The sequence below is a fragment of the Rhodococcus sp. NPDC019050 genome (assembly GCF_055664235.1).
The window spans coordinates 109482-132678 of record NZ_JBVOON010000001.1 but is presented as its reverse complement, the minus strand read 5'-3'; the positions used below and the strand labels follow the sequence as shown (position 1 = coordinate 132678).

The following is a 23197-nucleotide window of genomic DNA, read 5'->3' as shown; positions in this document are numbered from 1 at the left end:
CATGTTGCGCGTGTGAATGTGGTGCAATCCGGAGGCCACCTTCACACCTTCCGAAACGGGGCGCCATGACGTTTTCTCGTCGAGACATGTTGCGGTATGCGGCGATCGGGTCGGGCGTCGTCGTGGCGTCCGCGGTGGGGGCGCCCGGTGCGGCGCAGGGCCGGGAAGTGCTCGGCACCATCGTCGACTACTCCGCCGGAGTGCCGTCGCCGTCGTCGATCCGGGCGGCGGGGCACATCGGGGCGATCCGCTATGTATCCGATCGCCGGCCGGGTGCCGACTGGATGCTGGGCAAGCCGCTGACGGGACGGGAAGCCGACGCCCTGCTCGGCGCGGGCCTCGAAGTGGTGTCGTGTTATCAGTTCGGTAAGGCCGAGACCGCGGACTGGCTCGGCGGCTACGACGCGGGTCGTCGGCACGCGCAGCGAGGTCTGGAACTGCACTGCGCGGCAGGCGGTCCCGACGACCGTCCCATCTATGCCTCCATCGACGACAACCCGAACTTCGAGCAGTTCACCACCCGGATCGTGCCCTACCTCCTGGCATGGCAGGAGGTGGTCGGTCCCGCGAACACCGGTGTGTACGCGAACTCTCCGACCATCGAGTGGGCGTCCGCGGTGGGCCTGGGCGCCTTCTACTGGCAGCACGACTGGGGTACGCCCGCCGGTTTCGTACACCCGCGCGCGAATCTCCACCAGAAGGGCGGCGGAACCATCGACGGAATCGGCATCGACGTCAACCGCATCCACACCGCCGACTACGGGCAGTGGTCGCTCACGCGTCTGTAGCGGGTCCGACTTCCCGCACCCGCGGCGGCGGGGGAGGGATGAGTGCGGTGAGCACCAGGGCAACCACCGATGCGATCGCCGCGACGAGGAAAGTCGTGCGGAAACCGCTGAGCGCGGGCACCACCGCGTCGCCCACCTGAACGGTCATCGCGGCGAGCACGACACCGATCACCGCCGCGGCGGTCGAGGTGCCGATCGACCGCATCAGCGTATTGAGACTGTTCGCGGCCGCCGACTCGTGCAACGGCACGGCACTCATGATGAGCGCGGGCATGGCGGCGTAGGCGAGACCGACACCCGCGCCGATGACCATCGACGCCGCCACGATGTGCCACAGTTCCCGGTGCAGCAGGTAGGCGGTCAGATACCCGAGTCCCACGAAGATCACGCCGCACGCGAGGGTGATGCGGGGCCCGAATGTGGTGGTGATCCGGGCCGACACCGGTGACAGCGCCATCATGACGAGACCGCTCGGGGCGAGTGCCAGACCTGCGGCGACCATCGACTGGCCCAGGCCGTAACCGGTTTCGGGTGGCGCCATGAGCAATTGGGGAAAGGCGAGGACGTTCGCGTACATCGCGAATCCGAGCGCGATCGACGCCAGGTTCGTCATCAGCACGGGACGGCGGGCAGACAGTCGCAGGTCGACGAGGGGCCGGTCCAATCGCAGTTCGTACCAACCCCACCCGAGGAACACCACCAGTGCTCCGCCGAGCATCCCGAGTGTGGTCGGATCGGTCCAGCCCCAGGAGTTTCCCTTGGTGACCGGAAGAAGCAGCAGGACGAGGACCGCCGAGAGCAGACCCGCGCCCAGGAAGTCGAACCGGCCCGGATTGCGTCGCGGTGATTCCGGAACGAACTTCAGCACCGCCGCGATCCCGACAGCGCCCAGCACCAGCGACGCCACGAAAAGCATGTGCCAGTCGGTCAATTGCGCGACCAGGGCGGCGAGGGGAAGGCCGATCGCTCCGCCGACACCCATGGTCGCGCTGATGGTGGCCATCGCGCCGGGAACCCGTTTGGGAGGCAGTTCGTCACGCAGAATCGCGATGCCGAGCGGGATCGCGCCGACAGCGGCACCTTGAAGGGTTCGTCCGATCACCAGGGGCACAAGCGTGTTCGCCATCGCGCACACAGCCGAACCGAGCACCATCATCCCCAGGCTGGCGAGCAGCATCCGGCGCTTGCCGAACATGTCGCCGAGGCGGCCGCTGATCGGGGTGACGACCGCGCCGGCCAGCAGGGTGGCTGTGACCGCCCACGACGTGTTCTCCGGGGACGCATTCACGAGGATCGGCAGTCGCGGCAGGATCGGCACGATCAGCGTCTGCATGAGGGCGACGCCGATCCCGCACATCGCCAGGACTGCGACGATCCCGGAAGGTGCGGGTTTCTCCCGCGTCGGGACCGGAGTTTCGACGGCCATGCGACTCCTCGATCGGGGCCGGCGGTGATCGCGGCCGAAAACTTTCGTGCGCCATACGAACGGATAGGCCTACCGTGTCTAGCACGGGAGTAGTGCCGATGCACAACCGCTTTCGCGTGATCGGCACCGTCGTCCGGCGCTCGGTTCAGGTCTGGCAGTGCTCTTCGGGGGCGTGTTCGCCGACTGTGACGACGAGCGGGGGCCGCTCACCGGGAGCACTGTGGACGCCGCGCCACGACAACGCCGACCAGCGCGACAGTCCCGAGAGTGCGGACCCGAGACTGCCGAGCGACCCGAACGACAGTGCGGAACACACCGATCCCGCCGACCCGACGGAGAGGATCGATCCGACGCTGCCGATCGACAGGATCGAATCGGCGGACCCGATCGAGAGGATCGAGCGCTCCGATGCGATCGACAGGATCGAGCGGTGGGACAGGATCGAGCGGCGGGACGAGGCCGGCCGGTTCGACAGGGGAGAGCGGGGCAGTCGGCGCGCGCGGGAGGTCGGACGGGGTGACGGGCAGGCACGGCGCTGGAGATAAGCCATGATCCGGTCTACCACGGGTGGGTGGACGAAATACGGTAAGGCATCGAAACGAGCGAAGACCGCCGGGACGGATCCCGGCGGTCTTCGCGTGTGTCGTGGGGGTTCCCGGTCAGGGCACAGAGACCAGGCCCAGGGTGGGCAGGAAGCTGCACGAACGCGGGTCCGCGCCTTCCTTCTGGGTGGTGATCCCACCCGAGATCACTGCGACGACCTGGCCGGACCCGGTATCGGCAATAGCGCTCAGTGTCGCGGGGCCGTCCGGGTTGATCTGTGCCTCGTTGGTGAGCGGCTGGGTGCCGCTGCGGCCGTTGGACACATTGATCCAGCTCAGGGTGAGGTCCTGCTCGCCGGAGGTGGGAGCGGTGCCGAGTGCGGTGAAGACGAATCCCACCTGGCCGGCGGCGGGGCCGGGGGGAGGCAGCTGAGCCGGGCCGGCAACCGCGAGCGCGCTGCCCACGGAATCCTGGCCGTCACCGATGCAATCCTGGCCGAGCGTCGGGTACAGGAACTGCGAGATCACGACGGTGCCCGGAGCCGGAATGTCGGGGCCTCCGCCGCCGCTTCCGTCGAGGAACGTGATGACCCGCTCGAGGGTGCCCTTGATCGAGTCCGGAAGCTCGGAATTCGCGAGCAATTCCTTCGCCTGTGCGAGCAGGTCGTTGCCACCCTCGGTCACATCGGCGACATCCGACGGGCCGGCTGCGGCGCCGACGATCGCGGGAGCGAGCGACGCGAGTGCTTCTACCTGCTCGGGGTTCGCCTTGATCTCGGGGATCAGGCGCGTCAACGACTCGATGGACAGATCGGCAGGGACCTCGAACTGGGGCAGTTCGACGAACTGAGTCAGGTCGGGTAGCGCCGGGGGCGCCGGTTGCGCGAAGGCGTGCGACGGCACCGCCAGTCCCGCAGTGGCGGCAAGTGCGCACGCTGTGAGCGCACGCCGCATTCCTCGAGTACGAAGCACTGTTCCCCATCCTTGTCGTTGAAGCACCTGGTAGGCCTGGAAGACCAGCCGGTACTGACGGCTCGAGGCGACACTCTATGGAGTCCCCTCCCGCAGGACAACCCACCGTGCCGAACCCGGGTTGGCGGTTGCCTTCGGGGGAGTGTAGCCACAGTCTGTCCCGAATGGCGGTACCCGGTAGACGGTAACTTGTTTCCATTGTGACTGTTGTGAGTAGAGATGAGATTGTTACGCGAGTGAATCGCGGTTTCGGACGGCCGTGCGTTCGCCGGTAGTCTCAACTGCCGGGGTCCGGGCATCCGGGCCGGGAACGACGGGAGGCTGCACCGCGGTGCCACGACGAGTTCCTTCGCATCCGGTGTGCTGGTGCGCAGCGCTGCTGGTTCTGTCCGTCGCAGCCAGGCTGGCGTGGACGCTGTTCACGCCCAACGGCATGAACCTCGTGGACCTGCACGTCTATGTCGACGGTTCCGCTGCGCTGCTTCACGGCGACCTCTACAACTTCACCTTCAGCCGCTACACCCCGGACTTCCCGCTGCCGTTCACCTACCCTCCGTTCGCGGCCCTGGTGTTCTTCCCGCTGCACGTGCTGCCGTTCGAGGTACTCGGCGTGGCGTGGCAGCTGCTCACGGTCGCGGCGCTGTTCTTCGTCGTGCGGATCGCGTTCGAACTTGTAGTCGGCCCCGAGGCGCGCACTCGGCCGTGGACGGCGCGAGCGCTGGCGTGGACGGCGGTCGGCATCTGGACCGAACCTCTCCGCACCACCCTCGACTACGGGCAGATCAACGTATTTCTGGTGCTCGGCGTCATGGTGGCGGTGCGCAGTTCCCGGTGGTGGTTATCCGGGGCGCTGGTCGGGATCCTCGCCGGAATCAAGCTCACTCCCGCGATCACGGGGCTCTACTTTCTCGCGCGCCGACGGTGGCGGGCCGCGATCTTCTCCGCAGTCGCCTTCGGAGCAACTGTGCTGGTCAGCGTGCTCGTCCTCGGTGAACAGGGACGGACCTACTTCACCACGTTGTTCGGCGACGCCGACCGCATCGGCCCGGTGGGATCGGTGTGGAACCAGTCGCTGCGCGGCGCACTGAGCCGCATCGCGGGGGAGGACGTCGGGACCGGACCCGTATGGATCCTGGCAGTGCTGGTGTGCGCCGCCCTCGCCTTCGCCGCGTGGCGTTCCCTCGGCAACGACGACCTGCTCGGCACCTTGCTGGTCGTCCAGCTCCTCGGACTGCTGGTCTCTCCGATCTCCTGGGCCCACCACTGGGTATGGGTGATCCCCATGCTCATCTGGCTGGTGTACGGCCCGCTCTCACGCCTGACCGGCAGCCGCGTCCTGGCGGTGTGCTGGGGAGCGGTGGCACTCGTGGGCGTGCCCTGGATTCTGAGCAGCGCCCAGGAATCCATCTGGACGATCGAACGCCCTGCTCCATTGGCGTGGCTGGGCGCTGTCTACATCGTCGGCGCGCTCGTCGTCTACGCGTGGATGATCGTGGGCGCGCGGAAAAGCCGACAGGCGCAGCAGGACCACACGACCTCGGGTGGGGCTACAGGTCCAACGTTCGAGCCAACCGGTCGATCCGGCGAGCCATCGCCGGATCCGATTCGGTGATGCCGCCCGCCGAGTGCGTGCTCAGCGAATAGGTCACCTTCCGCCATCGGATGTCGATGTCGGGATGGTGATCCGCCTCTTCGGCGGCCTCCGCGACCTTGTCGACGAGGGCGATCGCCTCGGCGAACGTCGGCGCTTCGATGGTGCGGACCAGGGAAGCCCCTGCTCGTCGCCATTGGGGGAGTTCGGACAGCGCGGAATCGATCTCACCGTCCGTCAGTAACTGGGCCATGAACCATTCTGGGACGATGCACGTCATGACCGCAACGACACCGGCACCGACGGGACACGTGGTCGCGGGCGCAGTCTTCCGCGACGGACGGGTTCTGCTCGCCCAGCGGACCCGGCCACCCGAACTCGCGGGCCGGTGGGAGTTGCCCGGCGGGAAGATCGAACCCGGCGAGAGCGCGGAGCAGGCCCTCGTCCGGGAACTGCGAGAGGAACTCGGAATCGAGGTGCGCGGTGCCGACCGGTTCGGGCCTCCGGTGCACCTCCGCAGCGATCTGGTGATGTGCGCGTATCGCGTCGAACTGGTGTCGGGGGAGCCGCGACCTCTCGAGCACGCCGCCCTGCGGTGGGTCGACGCGGAAGAACTCGACCGGATGGACCTCGTCGCCGCCGATCGGGCGTGGCTACCCGCACTCCGGGACATGCTGGCCGGCTGAGTTCACGCGGCGCGGGCCTTCTCGAGGTACTTGCGAAGTTCTTTCTTGCTCAGGTCGTCGTCGGCGACCTTCTTCATGCGCATGACGACCACGGGGCACTTCAGACAGCGGGTCTTCTTACGGCAGCACTTCTTCTTCGGCTTCAGGCCGGCGACCTTGCCCGGCTTGATCTTCTTGCCCATGAACAGTCCCGCCCTCGTCGCAGCATTCGCGTGTCAGGTTAGCGTGCCCTTACGGGAACGTAAGAGGCGGTTTTCGGAACCTCATGGGAGGACCATAACGCTCACATAACGGTGCTTCTGCGTGTCGAATGTCACGTTCCGACGTCGTGACCTGGCGTTACAGGAAGGGCTCGGAGCAGGCGCCCCCGAAAGGGCGGTAGGATGTTCGTGGCCGCAGTGCCTGCTCGGGCCGTCTCAGGCCGGTAGCGGGCGTATCGCAATCGCGTAGCGGCTTCGAACAATATGCGCCGTACGGGCGAGGTGCCGACCGGGTCCAGTGCCGTGTGGCCGCGGACAACAGCCAGGAGAGCCATCGCGTGAGCACCGCTGATTTTCGGAACGTCGCCATCGTGGCGCACGTCGACCATGGAAAGACCACCCTCGTCGACGCCATGCTGCGCCAGTCGGGCGCGTTCGCCGAACGTGCGGAACTCGTGGACCGGGTCATGGACTCCGGTGACCTCGAGCGTGAGAAGGGCATCACCATTCTCGCGAAGAACACCGCGGTGCACCGTCACCACCCCGACGGCAGCGTCACAGTCATCAACGTCATCGACACCCCCGGCCACGCCGACTTCGGTGGAGAGGTCGAGCGCGGCCTGTCCATGGTCGACGGCGTCGTGCTGCTCGTAGATTCCTCCGAGGGCCCGCTGCCGCAGACCCGGTTCGTGCTGCGCAAGGCACTCGCCGCGTCGCTGCCGGTGATCCTCGTGGTCAACAAGACCGACCGTCCCGACGCCCGTATCGCCGAGGTCGTCGAGGAGAGCCAGACCCTTCTGCTCGACCTCGCCTCCGACCTCGACGACGAGGCGGCCCAGGCGGCCGAACTCGCACTCGGTCTCCCGGTGCTCTACGCATCGGGCCGCGAGGGCAAGGCGTCGCGCAAGCAGCCCGAAAACGGCCATGCGCCCGACGCGGAGAACCTCGACGACCTCTTCGACGTCCTCATGGAGTACGTCCCCGCCCCGAAGGGCGACGCCGCGGCACCGCTGCAGGCACACGTCACCAACCTCGACGCGTCCGCGTTCCTCGGTCGTCTCGCACTGGTGCGAATCCACAACGGCGAGCTCCGCAAGGGCCAGACCGTGAGCTGGATGCGCGAAGTCGACGGCGAGCCCGTCGTCACCCGCGCGAAGATCACCGAACTGCTCGCGACCGTCGGCGTCGAGCGGCACCCCGCCGAGTCCGCCACCGCAGGTGACATCGTCGCCGTCGCAGGCTTCCCCGACATCATGATCGGTGACACCCTCGCCGACCTGGAGAACCCGGTGGCACTGCCCCGGATCACCGTCGACCAGCCCGCCATCTCGGTGACCATCGGCACCAACACGTCGCCGCTCGTCGGCCGCGTGAAGGGCCACAAGCTCACCGCTCGCATGGTCAAGTCCCGCCTCGACGCGGAACTCGTCGGCAACGTGTCGCTCAAGGTGCTCGACATCGGCCGTCCCGACGCGTGGGAGGTGCAGGGCCGTGGCGAGCTGGCTCTGGCGATCCTCGTGGAGCAGATGCGCCGCGAAGGCTTCGAGCTGACCGTCGGCAAGCCCCAGGTGGTCACCAAGCAGGTCGACGGCAAGCTGCACGAGCCGTTCGAAGAGCTCACCATCGACACGCCCGAGGAGTACCTCGGCGCCATCACGCAGTTGCTCGCCAACCGCAAGGGCAAGATGGTGCAGATGACCAACCACGGTGCGGGCTGGGTGCGGATGGAATTCCTCGTTCCGTCGCGCGGCCTGATCGGTTTCCGTACCGACTTCCTCACCGAAACGCGCGGCACCGGCATCGCCAACGCCGTCTTCCACGGCTACGCCCCGTGGGCCGGCGAGATCCGCGCCCGCCACACCGGCTCGCTCGTTTCCGACCGGACCGGCACCGTGACGCCGTTCGCGATGATCCAGCTGGCCGACCGCGGCACGTTCTTCGTCGAGCCCGGCGCGGACACCTACGAGGGCATGGTCGTGGGCATCAACCCGCGCCAGGAAGACCTCGACATCAACGTCACCCGCGAGAAGAAGCTGACCAACATGCGTCAGTCTTCCGCCGACGTGATGGAGACGCTGGCCAAGCCCATCGAGCTGACCCTCGAAGCCGCTATGGAATTTTGTTCCGGCGACGAGTGCGTCGAGGTCACACCCGAGATCGTGCGCGTGCGCAAGGTGCACCTCTCGGCGACCGACCGGCAGCGCGCGCGGTCGCGCGAGAAGGCCCGTAACAAGTAGTAAGGATGTGGCGGTCCCGGCTGGCAGTGGCCGGCCGGGACCGCCACGTACCGCCTGGTCGACGGGAAGGAAGCGGGAGTGCTGCGTACACGTGTCCGTCGCCGGTGGCGGGTCGGAATCCCGGCCCTCCTTGCATCGGCAATGCTGGCGCTGACGGCGTGTACCGCCGATCCGCCGCCTCCCATCGAACAGGCGGAGCCCACGACCCCGCCGGCTCCGACTCGGCCCCGGAGCACCGTCGTGGTCGCGATCGACCGAGTCGACACCGGCTTCAACCCGCACCTGCTGGCCGACCAGTCGCCGGTCGCGAACGCCGTCGCAGGACTAGTGCTCCCCAGCGCATTCCGTGCCGTGCCCGACCCGGAGAACCCGGCTGCGACCCTGTGGGTGCCCGACGAGACCGTGCTGATCTCCGCCGAGGTCACCGAGCAGGCCCCCTTCACCATCACGTACCAGTTGCGCGACGAGGCCCAGTGGTCCGACAGCGCTCCCATCGCCGCCGAGGACTTCCGGTACCTGTGGCAGCAGATGATCACGCAACCCGGAGTCGTCGATCCCGCCGGATACCGGCTCATCGACGACGTACGTTCGTCCGGTGGCGGCAAGACCGTCACCGTCGAACTGCGCGAACCGTATCCGGCCTGGCGCGAACTGTTCACCGATCTGCTGCCCGCCCATCTCGTCAAGGACACCCCCGGCGGCTTCCTGAGCGGCCTCTCCGAATCGATCCCCGTCTCCGGCGGCAGATTCCATGTCGACGCCGTCGACCGCGGCCGCGGTGAGGTGCTGCTCGAACGCAACGACCGCTTCTGGGGAACTCCCGCCGTACCGGACGAAATCCTGATGCGCCGCGGCGGCAGCGACTCTCAGCTCACCGAATCGCTGCGCAGCGGTGACGCACAGGTAGCCGAGGCCCGGGGCGGGACCGCGCTGCTCGCCCAACTCGACGCGGTACCCGGCGTCCGGACCGGTGTGCAACTGCAACCGCGCACCCTCGACCTGACCCTCAACACCCGCGCACGCGAACTCGCGGATCCGCGCGTGCGACGCGGCGTTCTCGCGCTGCTCGATCCGGACCTTCTCGCCCTCGTCGGCGCCGGCACCCAGACCGGCGTGGTCCCCGCACGCGCGCAGGTCCTCGCGCCCTCCGATCCCGGCTACGCGCCCACGATGCCGCCTCGCCCGAGCAGGGAAGAGGCACTCGGCCTGCTCGCGGAAGCGGGATTCGTGCCCGTCGCACCCGACCCGGCACCCGAAGAGCCTCCCGCAGACGAACCCGGGACGACCACCTCACCGGTACCCACCACCGCCGCGCCCGCACCGGAAGCCGACGACGACCTTCTCCTCCGCAACGGCGAGCCCCTGAACTTCGTGATCGGGGTGCCGGAGGACGCGGAGATCCCCCTGTCGGTCGCGCGTACCGCGACCGACGTCCTGAGGGACGCCGGGATCGACGCGAGTGTCGTGGAATTGGCACCCGACGAGCTGTACGGCGAGTCCCTCGTGGACGGAGACATCCACGCGGTCCTGGGCTGGATGCGCGTGGGAGACGATCCGGCCACCGCAGCCCTGTCCCGCTTCGGCTGCCCGCCCGCGCTGCCGGTCGTCGAGGGCACCGCCCGCACGACGGAACCGGATCCGGATGCAGGAACCGGCGAGCCCGCGAATGCCGCGGCCCCGGCCACCACGACAGACCCGGGTTCACCCGTGTCGCAGAACGAGGACCCGGACGACCTCGAAGACGAGATCCGCGCGACGCTCGAGGCACCCAGCAACCTTTCCGGCGCATGCGCCCCCGAACTCGAAGAGGATCTGCTCGCCGCGGTGCGCGGGACGGCCGACGCGCGGCAGGTCATTGCCGCCGCGCAGCCCGCGCTGTGGGGACTGGCCGTGAACCTGCCGATCCTGCAGGACCGCACCGTCGTTGCGGCGGGACCGGACATCGACAACGTGTCACTGACGGGCTCGGTCCCGGCCGGCATCGTCGGCGACGCACACCTGTGGTGGAGGAGTAAACCGTGACAACAGATCTCGCCCGGACACCGAATGTCCCGGATCGCCGACTGCTGCTGGTCCACGCCCACCCCGACGACGAATCCCTCACCACGGGCGGCGTCATCGCCCGCTATGCCGCGGAGGGTGCCGAGGTCACCGTCGTGACGTGCACGCTCGGCGAAGAGGGCGAGATCATCGGTGACCGCTGGGCACAGCTCGCCGCCGACCACGCCGACCAACTCGGCGGTTACCGCATCCTCGAACTGACCCGCGCGCTCACGGCGATGGGCGTGGACGGCCCCCGTTTCCTCGGCGGCGCCGGGCACTGGCGCGACTCCGGTATGGCCGGGACGCCGTCCGCCGACAATCCACGCGCATGGGTGAACGCCGACCCGGACGAGGCGCTGGAAGCGCTGGTCGCGGTGATCCGGGAGACCCGTCCGCACGTGGTCGTCACCTACGATCCGCGCGGCGGGTACGGACACCCCGACCACATTGCTGTCCACGACCGTGTCACCGCTGCCGTCGAGGTCTCCGGGACCGAGGACTTTCCCGAGGCGGGCGCGCCCTGGACCCCGGCCAAGGTGTACTGGACGGTCACCGAGCGCTCGGCCCTGGAATCGGGAATCGCCGCCATCGACCATCTGCCCGAGGGCTGGCGTCGCCCCGAGCCGGGGGAACTCCCGAGTGTGGCCGACGACCGGGTGACCACCGCCGTCGACGTGTCGGCGGTGCTCGACGCCAAACGCAGCGCGATCGCCGCCCACGCGACGCAGGTGATCCTCGCTCCCGGTGGCGACCAGTTCGCACTGTCCAACATGGTGGCCCAGCCGGTTTTCGCCGAGGAGCACTTCGTGCTCGTCCGCGGCGAACTCGGGGGCGTCGACGACTCCGGTCGAGAGGATGACCTGTTCGCCGGCATCGGCTAGTGTGACCTCGGTCATATAACTCGGCCGTCGAGACTGCCGCGCGGGGGCGGCCTCACCACTGGGGGCACCGATGTACAACTGGTCCGTACAGAATCAGATCGTCGCGTTCGTGGACTCGCTACGGCCGTACGCCGATCAGATCCGCACCGAGTACTACGACGCGCTCTACCACTTCGCCGATCAGCAGAGCGCCCTGCTGACGATGCTCGGCTACCCACCGGTCCCGTGATCGCACAGGACCCGGTTGGGCGGTCCGCCGGTCGGTGGCGCACTATCGTGTCATGACGGTCGATCCCGCAACCGGGCAGTCCGGTGGTCCCGTATCCGAATCCCAACCGCGCCGAGGTGTGGTCGCACTGCTCGTTGTCAGCGGCGGCCTTTGCGCGGTGCTGTCCGTGTTCTACCTCGGCCTCTACATCGGTGGTGTGCCGTTTCCCATCGTGATCGTGCTCGCGGCGGTGATGAACCTTCTGCTGGTAGCAGCGACGCGCACCGAGACGGGTTCGCTGGGCAGCGCGGCGCTTCCGCTCGTGGCGTGGGCCGTGGTGTTCCTGCTCTGCCTGGCCGGCGGTCCCGGCGGAGACCAGGTTGTCGTCGCCGATTGGCGTCTGTTGCTGCTGCCCGTCGCGGCGCTCGCCCCCGCCGGGGTCTACCTGTTCTCGGTCCGCATCAAAGAGATCACACGGGCAGTTCGGCCGCCCGAGCCGCGTCCCTGAGCACCGCGGTCACCATTTCTCGCGTCAATCGGCCGGTGAAGGTGTTCTGCTGACTCACGTGATAGCAGCCGAACAGGTGTAGCGGCCGGCGCGACGGCGTCGCGGGTTGCAGGACCACATGGGCGCCGTGCCCGAACTTCGGTCGCGGGGAGGGCACGGTCCACCCCGCGGCGGACAGGACCGGCAGCAACGACTGCCACCCGAAACCACCGAGCACGACCACCGCTCGCAGCGTCGGTGAGAGCAGATCGAGTTCCTGTTCGAGCCAATGCCGGCACGTGTCCCGTTCGACCACCGTCGGCTTGTTCGCAGGCGGCGCGCAGTGCACGGGTGCGGTGACCCGCGTGCCGAACAGTTCGAGTCCGTCGCCCCGGTGCGTCGCGACCGGTTGTGAGGCCAACCCCGCCTCGTACATCGCCTCGTACAGCACGTCGCCGGACCGGTCGCCCGTGAACATGCGGCCGGTGCGGTTTCCCCCGTGGGCCGCCGGTGCGAGCCCCACGATCAGCAGCGACGCGTCGTCCGGGCCGAACCCGGGGACCGGGCGCCCCCAGTACTCCTCGTCGCGGTACGCGGCCCGCTTCTCCCGCGCGACCTGCTCCCGCCAGGCGACCAGGCGCGGGCAGGCCCGGCACTCCACGAGTTCGGCATCCATCTCTTCGAGGGTGCCGGGGTCCGGGCCGGGAAGCGGTCCCTTCATCGCCGTGTCCAGGGGTCACCGGCACCCGGAGTGACGGCCTCGATCAACGACCACGCCTGATCCTGGGGAATATCGATCACCTCGTAGTGTCCGGCTCCCGCCGGTGTCGCGGCGACAACTGTCGCGAGACCCGCCCGGCGCTGGAAGAAGGATTGTCGTACCGTCCAGCCGATGATGCCATCGGCGTCCAGACTGACGCGTTGCCGGTCGACGGATCCGTTGCGCGTGACCAGACGTCCGGGCACGACCGCGTGCCCCAGTCCGCGATAGCGGTCCCACGCCAGCGCACACCCCGCCACGACGGCCACCGCGGCCACCGCGACGGTCGCGGCAAGCGGTAACGCGCGACCGGCCGCAGCGAAGGCGCCGATCACCACGGCGACGACCACGATGACCGGTCCGAGAGCTCGCGTGTACCGGCGGCGACGCGCGGCGGGACCGTGGGCGCGCAGCGGCACCTCCACCGGCAGGGGATCGGTGAGCACGTCGGCGGCGACACGCTGCACCTCGCGTTCCGGCGCGGACGGCAACACGAGCGACGATTCACCGCCCTCTGCCGCAACACCGGTCATGATCGCGTCGAGGCGTGCGCCGCCGGCGAGGCGGAGGGCGAGCGGTTCGCGAAGATTCACCCCGCGCAAGCGCCCGCGGTCGAGCGTCGAATGGCGAACCTTGACCAGGCCGTGCCCGATGCGCAGCATCCGTCCGTCGTCCGTCACCCGCAGGTTTCCGTAGAGCAGTACGTAGCGTGCACACGCGGCGATGCTCGCGACCAGCAGAACGACCAGGGCCAGGACCGCGATCGAGGCCACGACGCCGGCGGCTTCGAATGCCGCGACGCCACGTCGGAAACTCCCGGATTCGGCGAGGCGTTCGCCGAGTCCGTACTGGAAGGCAACGCCCACGACGGCCGCGATGCCGATCAGGCCGGTCGTGGAGAACGGGGCATAACGCACCCAGCGCGAGTCGAACCGGGCGAGCTCGACCTCGGGAGAGGAGGCTGCGGCCGGTTCCGCCGATCCGGGTTCGGTCGTGCCGGGTTCGGTGCCCGGCGTCGGCAGGTCGGCCAGGAGCGCGCTTCGCAACGACGGCACCGAGTCTGCGGCGAGCCCGTTGAGTTCGAACCGGTTGCGGTTCCCGGCCCCCGCGGACTGTCCGGTCCCGATCTTCACGACGGCCAGGCCGAGCAGTCGGTGCAGCACCCGCTGTTCGACGTCGACCGACCGGATCCGGCTGCGCGGGATGGACAGTTCCTGGCGCTGGAGCAGACCGCGCCGCAACTCGACGTGCACGGGGCCGACCCGGTACGTCGTCGTGAACCACCGGGACACGCCGACCGCCACCAGCACCGCGGTGGCCGCGAGCCCCCAGTACGGGTTGCCGCTGCTACTCCCGAGCACGACGGTGCCGATCAGCACGGGGAGGAGGCGCAGCACTTCTTCGACGGGATGGACGAGCAACATCCGGGGGTCGAGCCGGGACCACGGCGCCGATGCGTCCGGGTCGTCGCCGGTGGACAGGGCAGTGGTGCCGTCGGCGGGACCGAGACGGGGGTCCGGGTCGGGGTTCATGTCGCGTCGGCTCCGTCGCGGCCCGCGATCTCGGTCAGTCGCGCGACCGTCTCGTCCGCGACGGCGGCGTCGAGCGCGCTGATCTCGACCGCGCCCGCGGACGACGCCGTGGTGACGGTGACGGTGGCCAGTCCGAGCCAGCGGTCGATCGGGCCCCGTTCGGTGTCGACGGTCTGGATGCGTGAGATCGGTGCGATGCGGCGTTCCTGGGTGAACCATCCGGACCGCGTGTAGACGGCCGTGTCGCTGATCTCCCAGCGGTGGACTCGGTAGCGCCACTGCGGCACCACGGTGATGTGCAGCGCCGCGAGGACCACGGTCACCACGGCGGCGGCGACATGCCAGAGCGTGAGACGAGGATCGACGACCGCCCATACCACCTGCGCGACGACGACCGGCACCCACAGGAGCGCTGCGTTGATCGCCCACAGCGCCCGTGCCTTCTCGCTCGGACGCCAGGCGGGATCGGCCATCCTCACCTGCGGCGTCGGGGCTTCGGCCGGAAACGGCGCCCGTTGCGCCGGAGGCGCCGAACCCGTGTCGGCGTCGCTGTCCACCATCAACCTCCCATGCTCGCCGGGCCCAGTGGTGGCCCGACACCGGTGTCGGCATCCAGGCTAGGCTGATGCCGGAACGAGCCCGACCCGTCGGGTAGGAACCGCACAAGGAGGATGGCCATGACCGAATCGTCGGACGCACTCGACTTCGACATCCAGCAGGGTGACGACTCCGAGGCCGATCGCATCGACCAGGCCATTCCTGTGGGTGAAGAACCCGAGGACGTTCCGCCGTCCGATGTGCCCCTCGAAGCGGATCCGGTCGACACGTACGAACAGCAGCGTGAAGTGCCGGCCGACGACGACTACCCGCGCGAATAGACCCCGAGGTGGCATGCCGCCCCGGTGAGGCGGATGATCGGCCGATGACCGATTCCGCAGACGACACCGCGCAGTCCGCGATGCTCCCGACGCCGTCCGTGCGTCCCGGGGCAGTACCGCCGCCGGCGCCTTCCGCGATGCGTCGGGCGTTGCGCCGCGCGCGCGACGGCGTCACCCTCAACGTCGACGAGTCCGCAGTCCTGCTGCAGGCGCGCGGATCCGACCTCGAGGATCTGTGTGCCTCCGCGGCCCGGGTCCGCGACGCGGGTCTGCTCGCCGCCGGGCGGCCCGGCACCGTCACCTATTCGCGCAAGGTTTTCGTTCCGATCACGCGACTGTGCCGGGACCGGTGCCACTACTGCACTTTCGTGACGGTGCCGGGCAAGCTCCGGGCCGAAGGCCGGGGCATGTACCTCGAACCCGACGAGATCCTCGAGATCGCGCGTCAGGGTGCCGAACTGGGTTGCAAAGAAGCGCTGTTCACACTCGGAGACCGTCCGGAGGAGCGCTGGCCCGAGGCGGCCCAGTGGCTCGAAGAGCGGGGCTACGACTCCACGCTCGACTACGTGCGGGCGATGTCGATCCGGGTGCTCGAGGAAACCGGCCTGCTGCCGCACCTCAACCCGGGCGTGATGAGCTGGGCCGAGATGTCCCGCCTCAAGCCGGTCGCACCGTCGATGGGCATGATGCTCGAAACCACCTCGGAGCGACTGTTCACCGAGAAGGGGGAGTGCCACTACGGCAGCCCCGACAAGGACCCTGCGGTGCGGCTGCGGGTACTCACCGACGCGGGCCGGTTGTCGGTGCCCTTCACCACCGGGATCCTCGTGGGTATCGGCGAGACCGTTGCCGAGCGCGCCGATTCCATCCACGCAATTCGCAAGTCGCACAAGGCCTTCGGGCATATCCAGGAAGTGATCGTCCAGAACTTCCGGGCGAAGGACGACACCGCGATGCGCGATGTCGACGATGCCGATCTGGACGAGTTCCTCGCGGCCGTCGCAGTCTCACGCCTGGTCCTCGGCCCCGGCATGCGCATCCAGGCGCCACCCAACCTGGTCTCGCTCGACGAGTGCCGCGCCCTTCTCGGTGCCGGCGTAGACGACTGGGGCGGCGTCTCGCCACTGACACCGGACCACGTCAACCCCGAACGGCCGTGGCCGAACCTCGACACGCTCGCGGAGGTCAGCGACGACGCCGGATTCACCCTCACCGAGCGCATCGCGGCCCAACCGCAGTACGTGCTGGCCGGGCAGCCGTGGATCGACCCCCGCATCACCACCCATGTGCGCGCACTCGCGGACCCGGAGACCGGACTGGCCCGGGACGTGCACCCGACCGGGCTGCCGTGGCAGGAACCCGACATCGACTGGGAGTCGTCCGGCCGGGTCGACCTCAACTCCGAGATCGACGTGAGCGGACGCAACACCGAGTACCGCTCCGACCTCGGCAGCGCATTCGGCGACTGGGAAACGGTGCGCGAACAGGTGCTCGCCCTCGGCGAATCGGCGCCCGTCCGTCTCGACAGCGACGTGCTGGCCGCGTTGCGCTCGGCCGAGCGCGATCCCGCGGGATGCTCGGACGACGAGTACATCGCGCTCGCAAACGCGGACGGACCCGGTCTCGAGGCGCTCGTCGCGCTGGCCGACCAACTGCGCCGCGACACCGTCGGCGACGACGTCACCTACGTGATCAACCGCAACATCAACTTCACCAACATCTGTTACACCGGTTGCCGGTTCTGCGCGTTCGCGCAACGCAAGGGCGACGCGGACGCGTTCACGCTCTCGGCACAGGAGGTGGCGGACCGCGCCTGGGAGGCGCACGTGGCCGGTGCCACCGAGGTCTGCATGCAGGGCGGCATCGACCCCGAGTTGCCGGTGACCGGATACGCCGACCTGGTACGGGCGGTCAAGGCACGTGTGCCGTCCATGCACGTGCATGCGTTCTCGCCGATGGAGATCGTCAACGGCGTGGCACGCAGCGGGATCTCGATCCGCGACTGGCTGATCGACCTGCGTGAAGCCGGACTCGACACCATCCCCGGCACGGCCGCGGAGATCCTCGACGACGAGGTGCGCTGGGTGCTGACGAAGGGCAAACTGCCCTCCGCCGAGTGGGTGGAGGTGGTCACCACCGCGCACGAGGTCGGCCTGCGTTCGAGTTCGACGATGATGTACGGGCACGTCGACCAGCCACACCACTGGGTGGGACACCTGAACGTGCTGCGCGGCATCCAGGACCGCACCGGCGGATTCACCGAGTTCGTGTTGCTGCCGTTCGTCCACCAGTCGTCGCCGCTGTACCTGGCCGGCGCGTCGCGTCCGGGCCCGACGATGCGCGACAACCGGGCCGCGCACGCCTTGGCCCGCGTCATGCTGCACGGGCGCATCGACAACATCCAGACCAGCTGGGTCAAGCTGGGTGTCGCCGGAACGCGGGCGATGCTCGAAGGCGGAGCCAACGATCTGGGTGGCACGCTGATGGAGGAAACGATCTCCCGGATGGCGGGGTCCCAGCACGGCTCCGAGAAGACCGTCGCAGAACTCGTCGCGATCGCAGAGGGCATCGGACGGCCCGCACGCCAGCGCACCACCGCATATGCACCCCGCGAGGCGGACGCGACCGTTCGGTAACCTGTCGGCGTCCGACGCGACGGTTGCCGGCCCCGGGGTCAGGGCACCCTAATGCAGAGGAGTGCCCGGACAACGGGGGATACTGGACCGAGTGGTGAGTGGGCCACGAACGATGGCTCGCGCAGACCGGCAGAGCGCCGGGGCAGCGGGTCGGCGGGCAGACAGAGAGGCAGGGAAACAGCAGTGACGTACACGATTGCGGAACCGTGTGTGGATGTGTTGGACAAGGCATGTATCGAGGAATGCCCCGTCGACTGCATCTACGAGGGTGGACGCATGTTGTACATCCACCCCGACGAGTGTGTGGACTGTGGAGCCTGCGAGCCGGTCTGTCCCGTCGAGGCCATCTTCTACGAGGACGATGTTCCCGACGAGTGGTCCGACTACGTGAAGGCCAACGTCGACTTCTTCGACGACCTCGGATCGCCCGGTGGAGCCGCGAAGCTCGGCAAGGTCGCCTACGACCCGCCGTTCATCAAGAACCTCCCTCACATGGGCGAGGAGTAGGTGTCGCTCGATGTACGAACGGGCGGTGCTCCTGTGAAAGCACGCACGCGCCGATCGGTAGCCGGAAACCTCCCCGACTTCCCGTGGGATTCGCTGTCCGAGGCGAAGGCCAAGGCCGCTGCGCACCCCGACGGGATCGTGAACCTGTCCGTGGGTACGCCCGTGGACCCGGTCGCTCCCGTCATCCGTGACGCACTCGCATCGGTCGCCGCGGAACCGGGATATCCCATCACCCACGGGACCGAGGAACTGCGTGTCGCGGCTGTGGGCGCGCTCGCCCGCCGCTACGGCATCACGGGGCTCGACCCCGCGGCGGTGCTGCCGGCCATCGGCACCAAGGAAATGATCGCGTGGCTACCCACGCTGCTCGGGCTCGGTGCCGACGACCTGGTGGTCATCCCCGAACTGGCGTACCCGACGTACGAGGTGAGCGGGTTGCTCGCCGGGGTGCGGCTCATCCGCGCCGACGGACTCAACCGTCTCGGGCCCGAGGGCGCGGCGCTGGTGTTCGTCAACTCCCCGTCGAACCCCACCGGCAAGGTGCTCGGCCTCGACCACCTGCGCAAGGTCGTCGACTGGGCGCGCAGCCGTGACGCGATCGTCGTCTCCGACGAGTGCTACCTCGGCCTCACCTGGGAGGGTGAAGCCCTGTCGATCCTGCACCCGAGCGTGTGCGACGGTGACCACACGAACCTGCTCGCGGTGCATTCGCTGTCGAAGACCTCGAATCTGGCGAGCTATCGGGCCGGGTTCGTGACCGGCGACGCGGACCTCGTCGCCGACCTGCTCGAGGTGCGCAAGCACGCGGGCATGATGCTGCCGCTGCCCATCCAGGCGGCCATGACCGTGGCATTGAACGACGACGAGCACGAGAACGTCCAGCGCGAGAAGTACCGGGCACGCCGCGAGATCCTGCTGGCCGCTGTGCGCGGCGCCGGCTTCACCGTGGACCACTCGGAGGCCGGACTGTATCTGTGGGCGACGCGCGGTGAAGAGTGCCGCGCGACCGTCGACTGGTTCGCCGAGCGGGGCATTCTGGTGGCTCCCGGCGAGTTCTACGGCCCCGGCGGCGTCCAGCACGTACGGATCGCGCTCACCGCGACGGACGATGCGATCGAAGCGGCAGCGCGGCGACTGCGCTGAGCGCTCCGGTCCGGTGGCGTCGTGGCCGTGTGGCCACGCCCGGGCCGGTAGATTGGCCGCGTGAGTGCATCCGGCGATGATCCATGGCTGTGGGCGTTCTACGCTGCCGTCGTAGCGCTCACCGCCCTCGTCGCGATGCCCGATCCCCGGTCGTCCCGCAGCGATGAACGCGCAGCGTCGCGCTCGTGGTGGTGGCCGCCGCCGGTGGCCGCTGTGGTGCTGTGGGGTGTCGTCGCGGTCGCGTCGGTGACGAGACTGCTGGTGCCCTCCCTGGTCGAGTTGTTCCGGCGCGAACCGGTGCGCACCCGCGACGGGGGACAGTGGTGGCGCGTGCTGACCGCCGGCCTCGTCGAGGACGGCGGCGTCGTGGTGACCGTCGCGAATCTCGTGCTGCTCGCGGTGGTCGTCATCTCGGCCGTGCGGATATGGGGCTGGTACCGGGCTGTTGCGCTCTTCGTCGTCGGACAGGTCCTGTGGGGGCTGTTCACGACGTTCGTGTCGCCGTCGGTCGGTGCCGGGACCTCCGGAGCAACCCTCGCCCTCGCCGCGTCGATCGCCGGCCTGTGGCCGGTGGTGGGTGCCCGCAGACGGTTGCTGCTCGCCTCGTCGGTGACCTTCCTTCTCGGGGTGGTCCTGGTGGCGTTCGACGACGCACACGGTGTGGCCGTATTGATCGGAATGCTGCTCGGCGCGGTCCTCGGCACCGTGCTGCCGCCGCCCCGCCCGTCGATGCCGCGGTCCGGATCGCTCGGCGGCGTCACTTCATGACGAGCGTGGGGGAGCCGCCGCGGGGTGTGCAATCCTGTCGCCTGTGTCTGCACTTCTCCGTTCGCTGAATCCACTGGCCGTCGCTCGCGGCGACGATCTGCCCGATGCCGTGCGTATCGACGGCCACACCCTCTCCCGGAGCGACGTGCTCGGTGCCGCAACGGCACTGGCCGCGAGGGTCGCGCGGGCCGAGCGGGTCGCGGTCCTCGCCACCCCCACGGCGACAACCGTCGTCGCGGTCGTCGGTTGCCTGCTCGCCGGTGTGACGGTGGTGCCGGTGCCGCCGGATCCGGGTCCCGCGGAACTCGCGCACATCCTGACCGATTCGGGTGCCCAGGCGTGGGTCGGGGCTGCCCCGGACGTCGACCATCCGGAGGTGCCGCAACTGCCCGTGCTGCCGGTACGGCTCCACGCCCGCGACTGGCATCATGTGCCCGAGCCGTCTCCCGCCCGCATTGCGTTCGTGCTCTACGCGTCCGGGACCACGGGGGCGCCGAAGGGCGTGCTGCTCAGTCGCAGGGCGATCGCGGCCGGGATCGACGCGCTCGCCGAGGCTTGGGACTGGACTGAGCGCGACACCCTCGTCCACGGTCTGCCGTTGTTCCACGTCCACGGTCTCGTCCTGGGGTTGCTCGGCCCGCTCCGGGTGGGAAGCCGGCTCGTCCACACGGGCAGCCCGACCCCGCAGGCGTATGCGCAGGCGCAGGGCACCCTCTACTTCGGTGTTCCCACCGTGTGGTCGCGCATCGCGGAGGACGAGGAGTCCGCCCGCGCGCTGAGCGGTGCCCGGTTGCTCGTCTCCGGGAGCGCACCGCTGCCCGTACCGGTGTTCGAGAAGCTGCGGGAGCTGACGGGCCTGACCCCGATCGAGCGGTACGGGATGAGCGAGACGATGCTGACGCTGAGTACCCGGGTGGACGGCGAACGGCGCCCCGGCTGGGTAGGGACACCGGTCGCGGGAGTGCAGACCCGCCTTCGCGACGAGCACGGCGCCGACGTCCCCCACGACGGTGAAAGCATCGGGGTCCTCCAGGTGCGGGGGCCGATGCTCTTCGACGGTTACCTGAATCGGCCGGACGCGACCGCCGCGTCGTGGACGGACGACGGATGGTTCGTCACAGGTGACGTCGCGGTGATCGACGAGGACGGTTTCCACCGGATCGTGGGCCGCGAATCGACGGATCTGATCAAATCCGGCGGTTTCCGGGTGGGCGCGGGAGAAATCGAGACGGTGCTCCTCGGCCATCCCTCGGTGGGGGAGGTGGCGGTGGTGGGACTGCCCGATCCCGACCTGGGACATCGCATCGCGGCCTTCGTCGTCCCTGCGGCCTCGGGGCCGAAGGTGGACGAAGATGAGTTGATAAGCTATGTTGCAGAACAACTTTCGGTTCACAAGCGACCCCGTGAGGTTCGCGTGGTGAACACACTGCCCCGCAACGCGATGGGAAAGGTGCAGAAGCGGCAACTCGGGGACGGTGGCCGGTGACAACGCTTCGTGCAGGTCTTCGTGTCACCCCGGACTAGATAAAAGACGTCCCAGGGGTTGCGCATGCCGTGGTGCGAGGCGGATTCTCTACTGCACGGTATATAGGTTTGTTACTTCGATGGGGGTTCGAGGGATGTCTGTAACGGATCAGATCCGTGTAGCGGAGCACGGCCGGGGTGGCGGTCGTCAAAGCGAGGTTCCCCGATTCGTGGTCGACGGGAAACCTGCGTCGGTACCGCTGCGAGATCTGCCCGCTGTCGCGCGCAAGCTCGTGGCGCACTTCGCGGACAATGTCGCGCCGTGTTCGCTGCGCCCTGGCGAGTCGCTGCGAGGCGACGTCACCGAGGTGACCGTCCGCTGTCTTCGTATCGCGATCCATCTGCTCGACGCCGGAGAGTTGCCGTCGGACTCGGATCTTGCCGACCTGCGCAGCAGCGCCGCGCAGTGGGCACGCGCCGGATTCCGTCTCGAATACATGCTGCGCATCTACCACGAGGGCATCCGCCTGGGCTGGGAACTCGTCACCGAGAAAGCACGCGAGGGTGACGTCGCCTCGGTCGCCGACGCGTCCCGGCTGTGGATGGCCCTGCTCGAGAAGGTGACGGTAGCCGCGACCACCGGGTTCGTCGCGGAACTCGACGCCATTCGTCGTGAACGCGATGTCGCGGCTCAGGAATTGGTGACCGCGCTGCTCAGCGGGCAGGACGCGGCATCGGTGGCGCAACGCTCGGGTCTCGAACTCGCCGACGGCTACACGGTTCTCGCGGTCTCGCTCGCTCGGCATCCCGACGAGCGCAATCCCCACGTCCGGCCGGAAGTGGTGGCGCGCCGCACCCTGCGGCGCGTCGAGATCGAACTCGAAACGCTGTGCGAAGGCAAGCATCTTGCGTTGCTCGGCCCGGAGGGCGGCACCGTCCTGCTGCCCGGTTCGTCGGCTACCGCACTCATCGACGAGTTCCGGGAGCGGATCGGCACCGTCGCGGGGGTGGAGGTGACCGTCGCGCTCGTCCACGCGGAGGTGCCGGAGATCCCGTCGGCCGCGAAGCAGTCGCACGAACTCCTCGATCTGGTGCGCCGCCTGGGCCGGCCGGCGGGGGCCTACAGCATCGCGGACCTCGCCCTCGAGTATCAGCTCACCCGGCCCGGCCCGGCGCGTAAGCATCTCGCCCGGGTGCTCGAACCGCTCGACGACGCCGCAGAACTCGTCGAGACCCTCGAGACGCACATCGCGCACGATCTCAGCCGGCAGCTCACGGCACGCACGCTGCACGTGCACGCCAACACCGTCGACTACCGCCTCAAGCGGGTCGCGCAGCTCACCGGCTTCGATCCCACCCGCCCGTCGGGCCTGCGGCAGTTGCAGGCCGCTCTGATCGCCCGCAGGCTCGAAGGGTTGTATCCCGAAGCGAGCTGACGCTCACCTTCT

23 protein-coding genes are annotated in these 23197 nt (G+C 68.8%); 15 read left to right on the top strand and 8 right to left on the bottom strand.

Annotation, left to right across the window (positions count from 1 at the left end):
- Positions 1-65 precede the first annotated feature (65 nt).
- Entirely contained in the window at positions 66-788 is a 723-nt protein-coding gene (locus AC0B44_RS00625) for a DUF1906 domain-containing protein (protein WP_471901001.1), read from the top strand.
- Here the strand turns inward: AC0B44_RS00625 and AC0B44_RS00620 are convergent.
- The 3 genes from AC0B44_RS00620 to AC0B44_RS00610 all read right to left on the bottom strand — a co-directional run bounded on the left by AC0B44_RS00620 (position 775) and on the right by AC0B44_RS00610 (position 3710).
- Positions 775-2214: an MFS transporter gene (locus AC0B44_RS00620; protein WP_471901000.1), complete on the bottom strand. Its 1440-nt coding sequence runs from the start codon at positions 2212-2214 to the stop codon at positions 775-777. The two genes, AC0B44_RS00625 and AC0B44_RS00620, sit on opposite strands and share 14 nt — an antisense overlap.
- A 145-nt stretch (positions 2215-2359) precedes the next feature.
- The gene (locus tag AC0B44_RS00615) at positions 2360-2764 is read right to left on the bottom strand and encodes a hypothetical protein (protein WP_471900999.1); all 405 of its coding nucleotides are present in this window, start codon (positions 2762-2764) and stop codon (positions 2360-2362) included.
- A gap of 109 nt (positions 2765-2873) precedes the next feature.
- Positions 2874-3710 carry an Rv1157c family protein gene (locus AC0B44_RS00610; RefSeq protein ID WP_471901355.1) on the bottom strand — a complete coding sequence of 279 codons (837 nt, stop codon included), beginning with the start codon at positions 3708-3710 and terminating at the stop codon, positions 2874-2876.
- A gap of 277 nt (positions 3711-3987) precedes the next feature.
- Between AC0B44_RS00610 and AC0B44_RS00605 the strand changes: the two genes are divergently transcribed.
- Entirely contained in the window at positions 3988-5340 is a 1353-nt protein-coding gene (locus AC0B44_RS00605; RefSeq protein WP_471900998.1) for a mannosyltransferase, read from the top strand.
- Here the strand turns inward: AC0B44_RS00605 and AC0B44_RS00600 are convergent.
- Positions 5276-5572 (bottom strand): 4a-hydroxytetrahydrobiopterin dehydratase, encoded by a 297-nt coding sequence (locus AC0B44_RS00600; RefSeq protein ID WP_471900997.1) that lies wholly within the window; start codon positions 5570-5572, stop codon positions 5276-5278. The genes AC0B44_RS00605 and AC0B44_RS00600 overlap by 65 nt on opposite strands.
- A 25-nt stretch (positions 5573-5597) precedes the next feature.
- On the opposite strand from AC0B44_RS00600, the gene AC0B44_RS00595 reads away from it, so the two are divergent.
- Entirely contained in the window at positions 5598-6005 is a 408-nt protein-coding gene (locus tag AC0B44_RS00595; RefSeq protein WP_471900996.1) for a (deoxy)nucleoside triphosphate pyrophosphohydrolase, read from the top strand.
- 2 nt (positions 6006-6007) lie between these two features.
- Here the strand turns inward: AC0B44_RS00595 and AC0B44_RS00590 are convergent, their stop codons facing one another.
- Positions 6008-6187 (bottom strand): hypothetical protein, encoded by a 180-nt coding sequence (locus AC0B44_RS00590; RefSeq protein WP_471900995.1) that lies wholly within the window; start codon positions 6185-6187, stop codon positions 6008-6010.
- Positions 6188-6543: 356 nt separating this feature from the next.
- Between AC0B44_RS00590 and typA the strand changes: the two genes are divergently transcribed.
- From typA to AC0B44_RS00565, 5 genes are all read left to right on the top strand, one after another.
- On the top strand, positions 6544-8442 hold the full coding sequence (gene typA, locus AC0B44_RS00585) for a translational GTPase TypA (protein WP_471900994.1): 1899 nt from the start codon (positions 6544-6546) through the stop codon (positions 8440-8442).
- Positions 8443-8583: 141 nt separating this feature from the next.
- On the top strand, positions 8584-10464 hold the full coding sequence (locus tag AC0B44_RS00580) for an ABC transporter family substrate-binding protein (RefSeq protein ID WP_471901354.1): 1881 nt from the start codon (positions 8584-8586) through the stop codon (positions 10462-10464).
- On the top strand, positions 10461-11366 hold the full coding sequence (mshB, locus tag AC0B44_RS00575) for an N-acetyl-1-D-myo-inositol-2-amino-2-deoxy-alpha-D-glucopyranoside deacetylase (RefSeq protein ID WP_471900993.1): 906 nt from the start codon (positions 10461-10463) through the stop codon (positions 11364-11366). Before AC0B44_RS00580 ends, mshB begins: the two co-directional genes overlap by 4 nt.
- Positions 11367-11436: 70 nt before the next feature.
- A complete protein-coding gene (locus AC0B44_RS00570) occupies positions 11437-11595 on the top strand; it encodes a hypothetical protein (RefSeq protein WP_471900992.1) in 159 nt (52 codons plus the stop codon).
- Between the two features lie 52 nt (positions 11596-11647).
- A complete protein-coding gene (locus tag AC0B44_RS00565) occupies positions 11648-12082 on the top strand; it encodes a hypothetical protein (protein ID WP_471900991.1) in 435 nt (144 codons plus the stop codon).
- Here the strand turns inward: AC0B44_RS00565 and AC0B44_RS00560 are convergent.
- Genes AC0B44_RS00560 through AC0B44_RS00550 form a run of 3 tightly spaced genes read right to left on the bottom strand, consistent with a single transcriptional unit; the run spans position 12045 to position 14826 of the window.
- Positions 12045-12782 (bottom strand): uracil-DNA glycosylase, encoded by a 738-nt coding sequence (locus AC0B44_RS00560; protein ID WP_471900990.1) that lies wholly within the window; start codon positions 12780-12782, stop codon positions 12045-12047. The two genes, AC0B44_RS00565 and AC0B44_RS00560, sit on opposite strands and share 38 nt — an antisense overlap.
- Positions 12779-14353, bottom strand: coding sequence for a PH domain-containing protein (locus AC0B44_RS00555; RefSeq protein ID WP_471900989.1), 1575 nt, complete (start codon positions 14351-14353; stop codon positions 12779-12781). The genes AC0B44_RS00560 and AC0B44_RS00555 overlap by 4 nt, the downstream gene beginning before the upstream one ends.
- Positions 14350-14826: a PH domain-containing protein gene (locus AC0B44_RS00550; RefSeq protein WP_471901353.1), complete on the bottom strand. Its 477-nt coding sequence runs from the start codon at positions 14824-14826 to the stop codon at positions 14350-14352. The genes AC0B44_RS00555 and AC0B44_RS00550 overlap by 4 nt, the downstream gene beginning before the upstream one ends.
- Positions 14827-15030: 204 nt before the next feature.
- Between AC0B44_RS00550 and AC0B44_RS00545 the strand changes: the two genes are divergently transcribed.
- From AC0B44_RS00545 to AC0B44_RS00515, 7 genes are all read left to right on the top strand, one after another.
- Complete coding sequence (locus AC0B44_RS00545; protein WP_471900988.1) at positions 15031-15231, top strand: hypothetical protein; 201 nt, start codon at positions 15031-15033, stop codon at positions 15229-15231.
- 80 nt (positions 15232-15311) lie between these two features.
- Positions 15312-17867, top strand: a complete 2556-nt coding sequence (locus tag AC0B44_RS00540; RefSeq protein ID WP_471901352.1) for a bifunctional FO biosynthesis protein CofGH — start codon at positions 15312-15314, stop codon at positions 17865-17867.
- A 183-nt stretch (positions 17868-18050) separates the two neighbouring features.
- Positions 18051-18374: a ferredoxin gene (gene fdxA / locus AC0B44_RS00535; protein WP_471900987.1), complete on the top strand. Its 324-nt coding sequence runs from the start codon at positions 18051-18053 to the stop codon at positions 18372-18374.
- 33 nt (positions 18375-18407) lie between these two features.
- Positions 18408-19517, top strand: coding sequence for a succinyldiaminopimelate transaminase (gene dapC / locus AC0B44_RS00530; protein WP_378527313.1), 1110 nt, complete (start codon positions 18408-18410; stop codon positions 19515-19517).
- Between the two features lie 60 nt (positions 19518-19577).
- Positions 19578-20285: a rhomboid family intramembrane serine protease gene (locus tag AC0B44_RS00525; protein WP_471900986.1), complete on the top strand. Its 708-nt coding sequence runs from the start codon at positions 19578-19580 to the stop codon at positions 20283-20285.
- Positions 20286-20328: 43 nt separating this feature from the next.
- Positions 20329-21771: an acyl-CoA synthetase gene (locus AC0B44_RS00520; RefSeq protein WP_471900985.1), complete on the top strand. Its 1443-nt coding sequence runs from the start codon at positions 20329-20331 to the stop codon at positions 21769-21771.
- A gap of 133 nt (positions 21772-21904) precedes the next feature.
- On the top strand, positions 21905-23185 hold the full coding sequence (locus AC0B44_RS00515) for a PucR family transcriptional regulator (protein ID WP_471900984.1): 1281 nt from the start codon (positions 21905-21907) through the stop codon (positions 23183-23185).
- Positions 23186-23197: the final 12 nt, after the last annotated feature.

What these genes read in the sequence shown, in the direction of transcription:
- AC0B44_RS00540 (WP_471901352.1), top strand. Translation starts at nt 15,312, where the DNA reads ATGCTCCCGACGCCGTCCGTGCGTCCCGGGGCAGTACCGCCGCCGGCG.
- AC0B44_RS00515 (WP_471900984.1), top strand. Translation starts at nt 21,905, where the DNA reads ATGTCTGTAACGGATCAGATCCGTGTAGCGGAGCACGGCCGGGGTGGC.
- AC0B44_RS00565 (WP_471900991.1), top strand. Translation starts at nt 11,648, where the DNA reads ATGACGGTCGATCCCGCAACCGGGCAGTCCGGTGGTCCCGTATCCGAA.
- AC0B44_RS00570 (WP_471900992.1), top strand. Translation starts at nt 11,437, where the DNA reads ATGTACAACTGGTCCGTACAGAATCAGATCGTCGCGTTCGTGGACTCG.
- AC0B44_RS00560 (WP_471900990.1), bottom strand. Translation starts at nt 12,782, where the DNA reads ATGAAGGGACCGCTTCCCGGCCCGGACCCCGGCACCCTCGAAGAGATG.
- AC0B44_RS00550 (WP_471901353.1), bottom strand. Translation starts at nt 14,826, where the DNA reads ATGGCCGATCCCGCCTGGCGTCCGAGCGAGAAGGCACGGGCGCTGTGG.
- AC0B44_RS00590 (WP_471900995.1), bottom strand. Translation starts at nt 6,187, where the DNA reads ATGGGCAAGAAGATCAAGCCGGGCAAGGTCGCCGGCCTGAAGCCGAAG.
- AC0B44_RS00555 (WP_471900989.1), bottom strand. Translation starts at nt 14,353, where the DNA reads ATGAACCCCGACCCGGACCCCCGTCTCGGTCCCGCCGACGGCACCACT.
- AC0B44_RS00595 (WP_471900996.1), top strand. Translation starts at nt 5,598, where the DNA reads ATGACCGCAACGACACCGGCACCGACGGGACACGTGGTCGCGGGCGCA.
- AC0B44_RS00545 (WP_471900988.1), top strand. Translation starts at nt 15,031, where the DNA reads ATGACCGAATCGTCGGACGCACTCGACTTCGACATCCAGCAGGGTGAC.
- AC0B44_RS00615 (WP_471900999.1), bottom strand. Translation starts at nt 2,764, where the DNA reads ATGGCTTATCTCCAGCGCCGTGCCTGCCCGTCACCCCGTCCGACCTCC.
- AC0B44_RS00625 (WP_471901001.1), top strand. Translation starts at nt 66, where the DNA reads ATGACGTTTTCTCGTCGAGACATGTTGCGGTATGCGGCGATCGGGTCG.
- AC0B44_RS00580 (WP_471901354.1), top strand. Translation starts at nt 8,584, where the DNA reads ATGCTGGCGCTGACGGCGTGTACCGCCGATCCGCCGCCTCCCATCGAA.
- AC0B44_RS00600 (WP_471900997.1), bottom strand. Translation starts at nt 5,572, where the DNA reads ATGGCCCAGTTACTGACGGACGGTGAGATCGATTCCGCGCTGTCCGAA.
- AC0B44_RS00620 (WP_471901000.1), bottom strand. Translation starts at nt 2,214, where the DNA reads ATGGCCGTCGAAACTCCGGTCCCGACGCGGGAGAAACCCGCACCTTCC.
- AC0B44_RS00610 (WP_471901355.1), bottom strand. Translation starts at nt 3,710, where the DNA reads ATGCGGCGTGCGCTCACAGCGTGCGCACTTGCCGCCACTGCGGGACTG.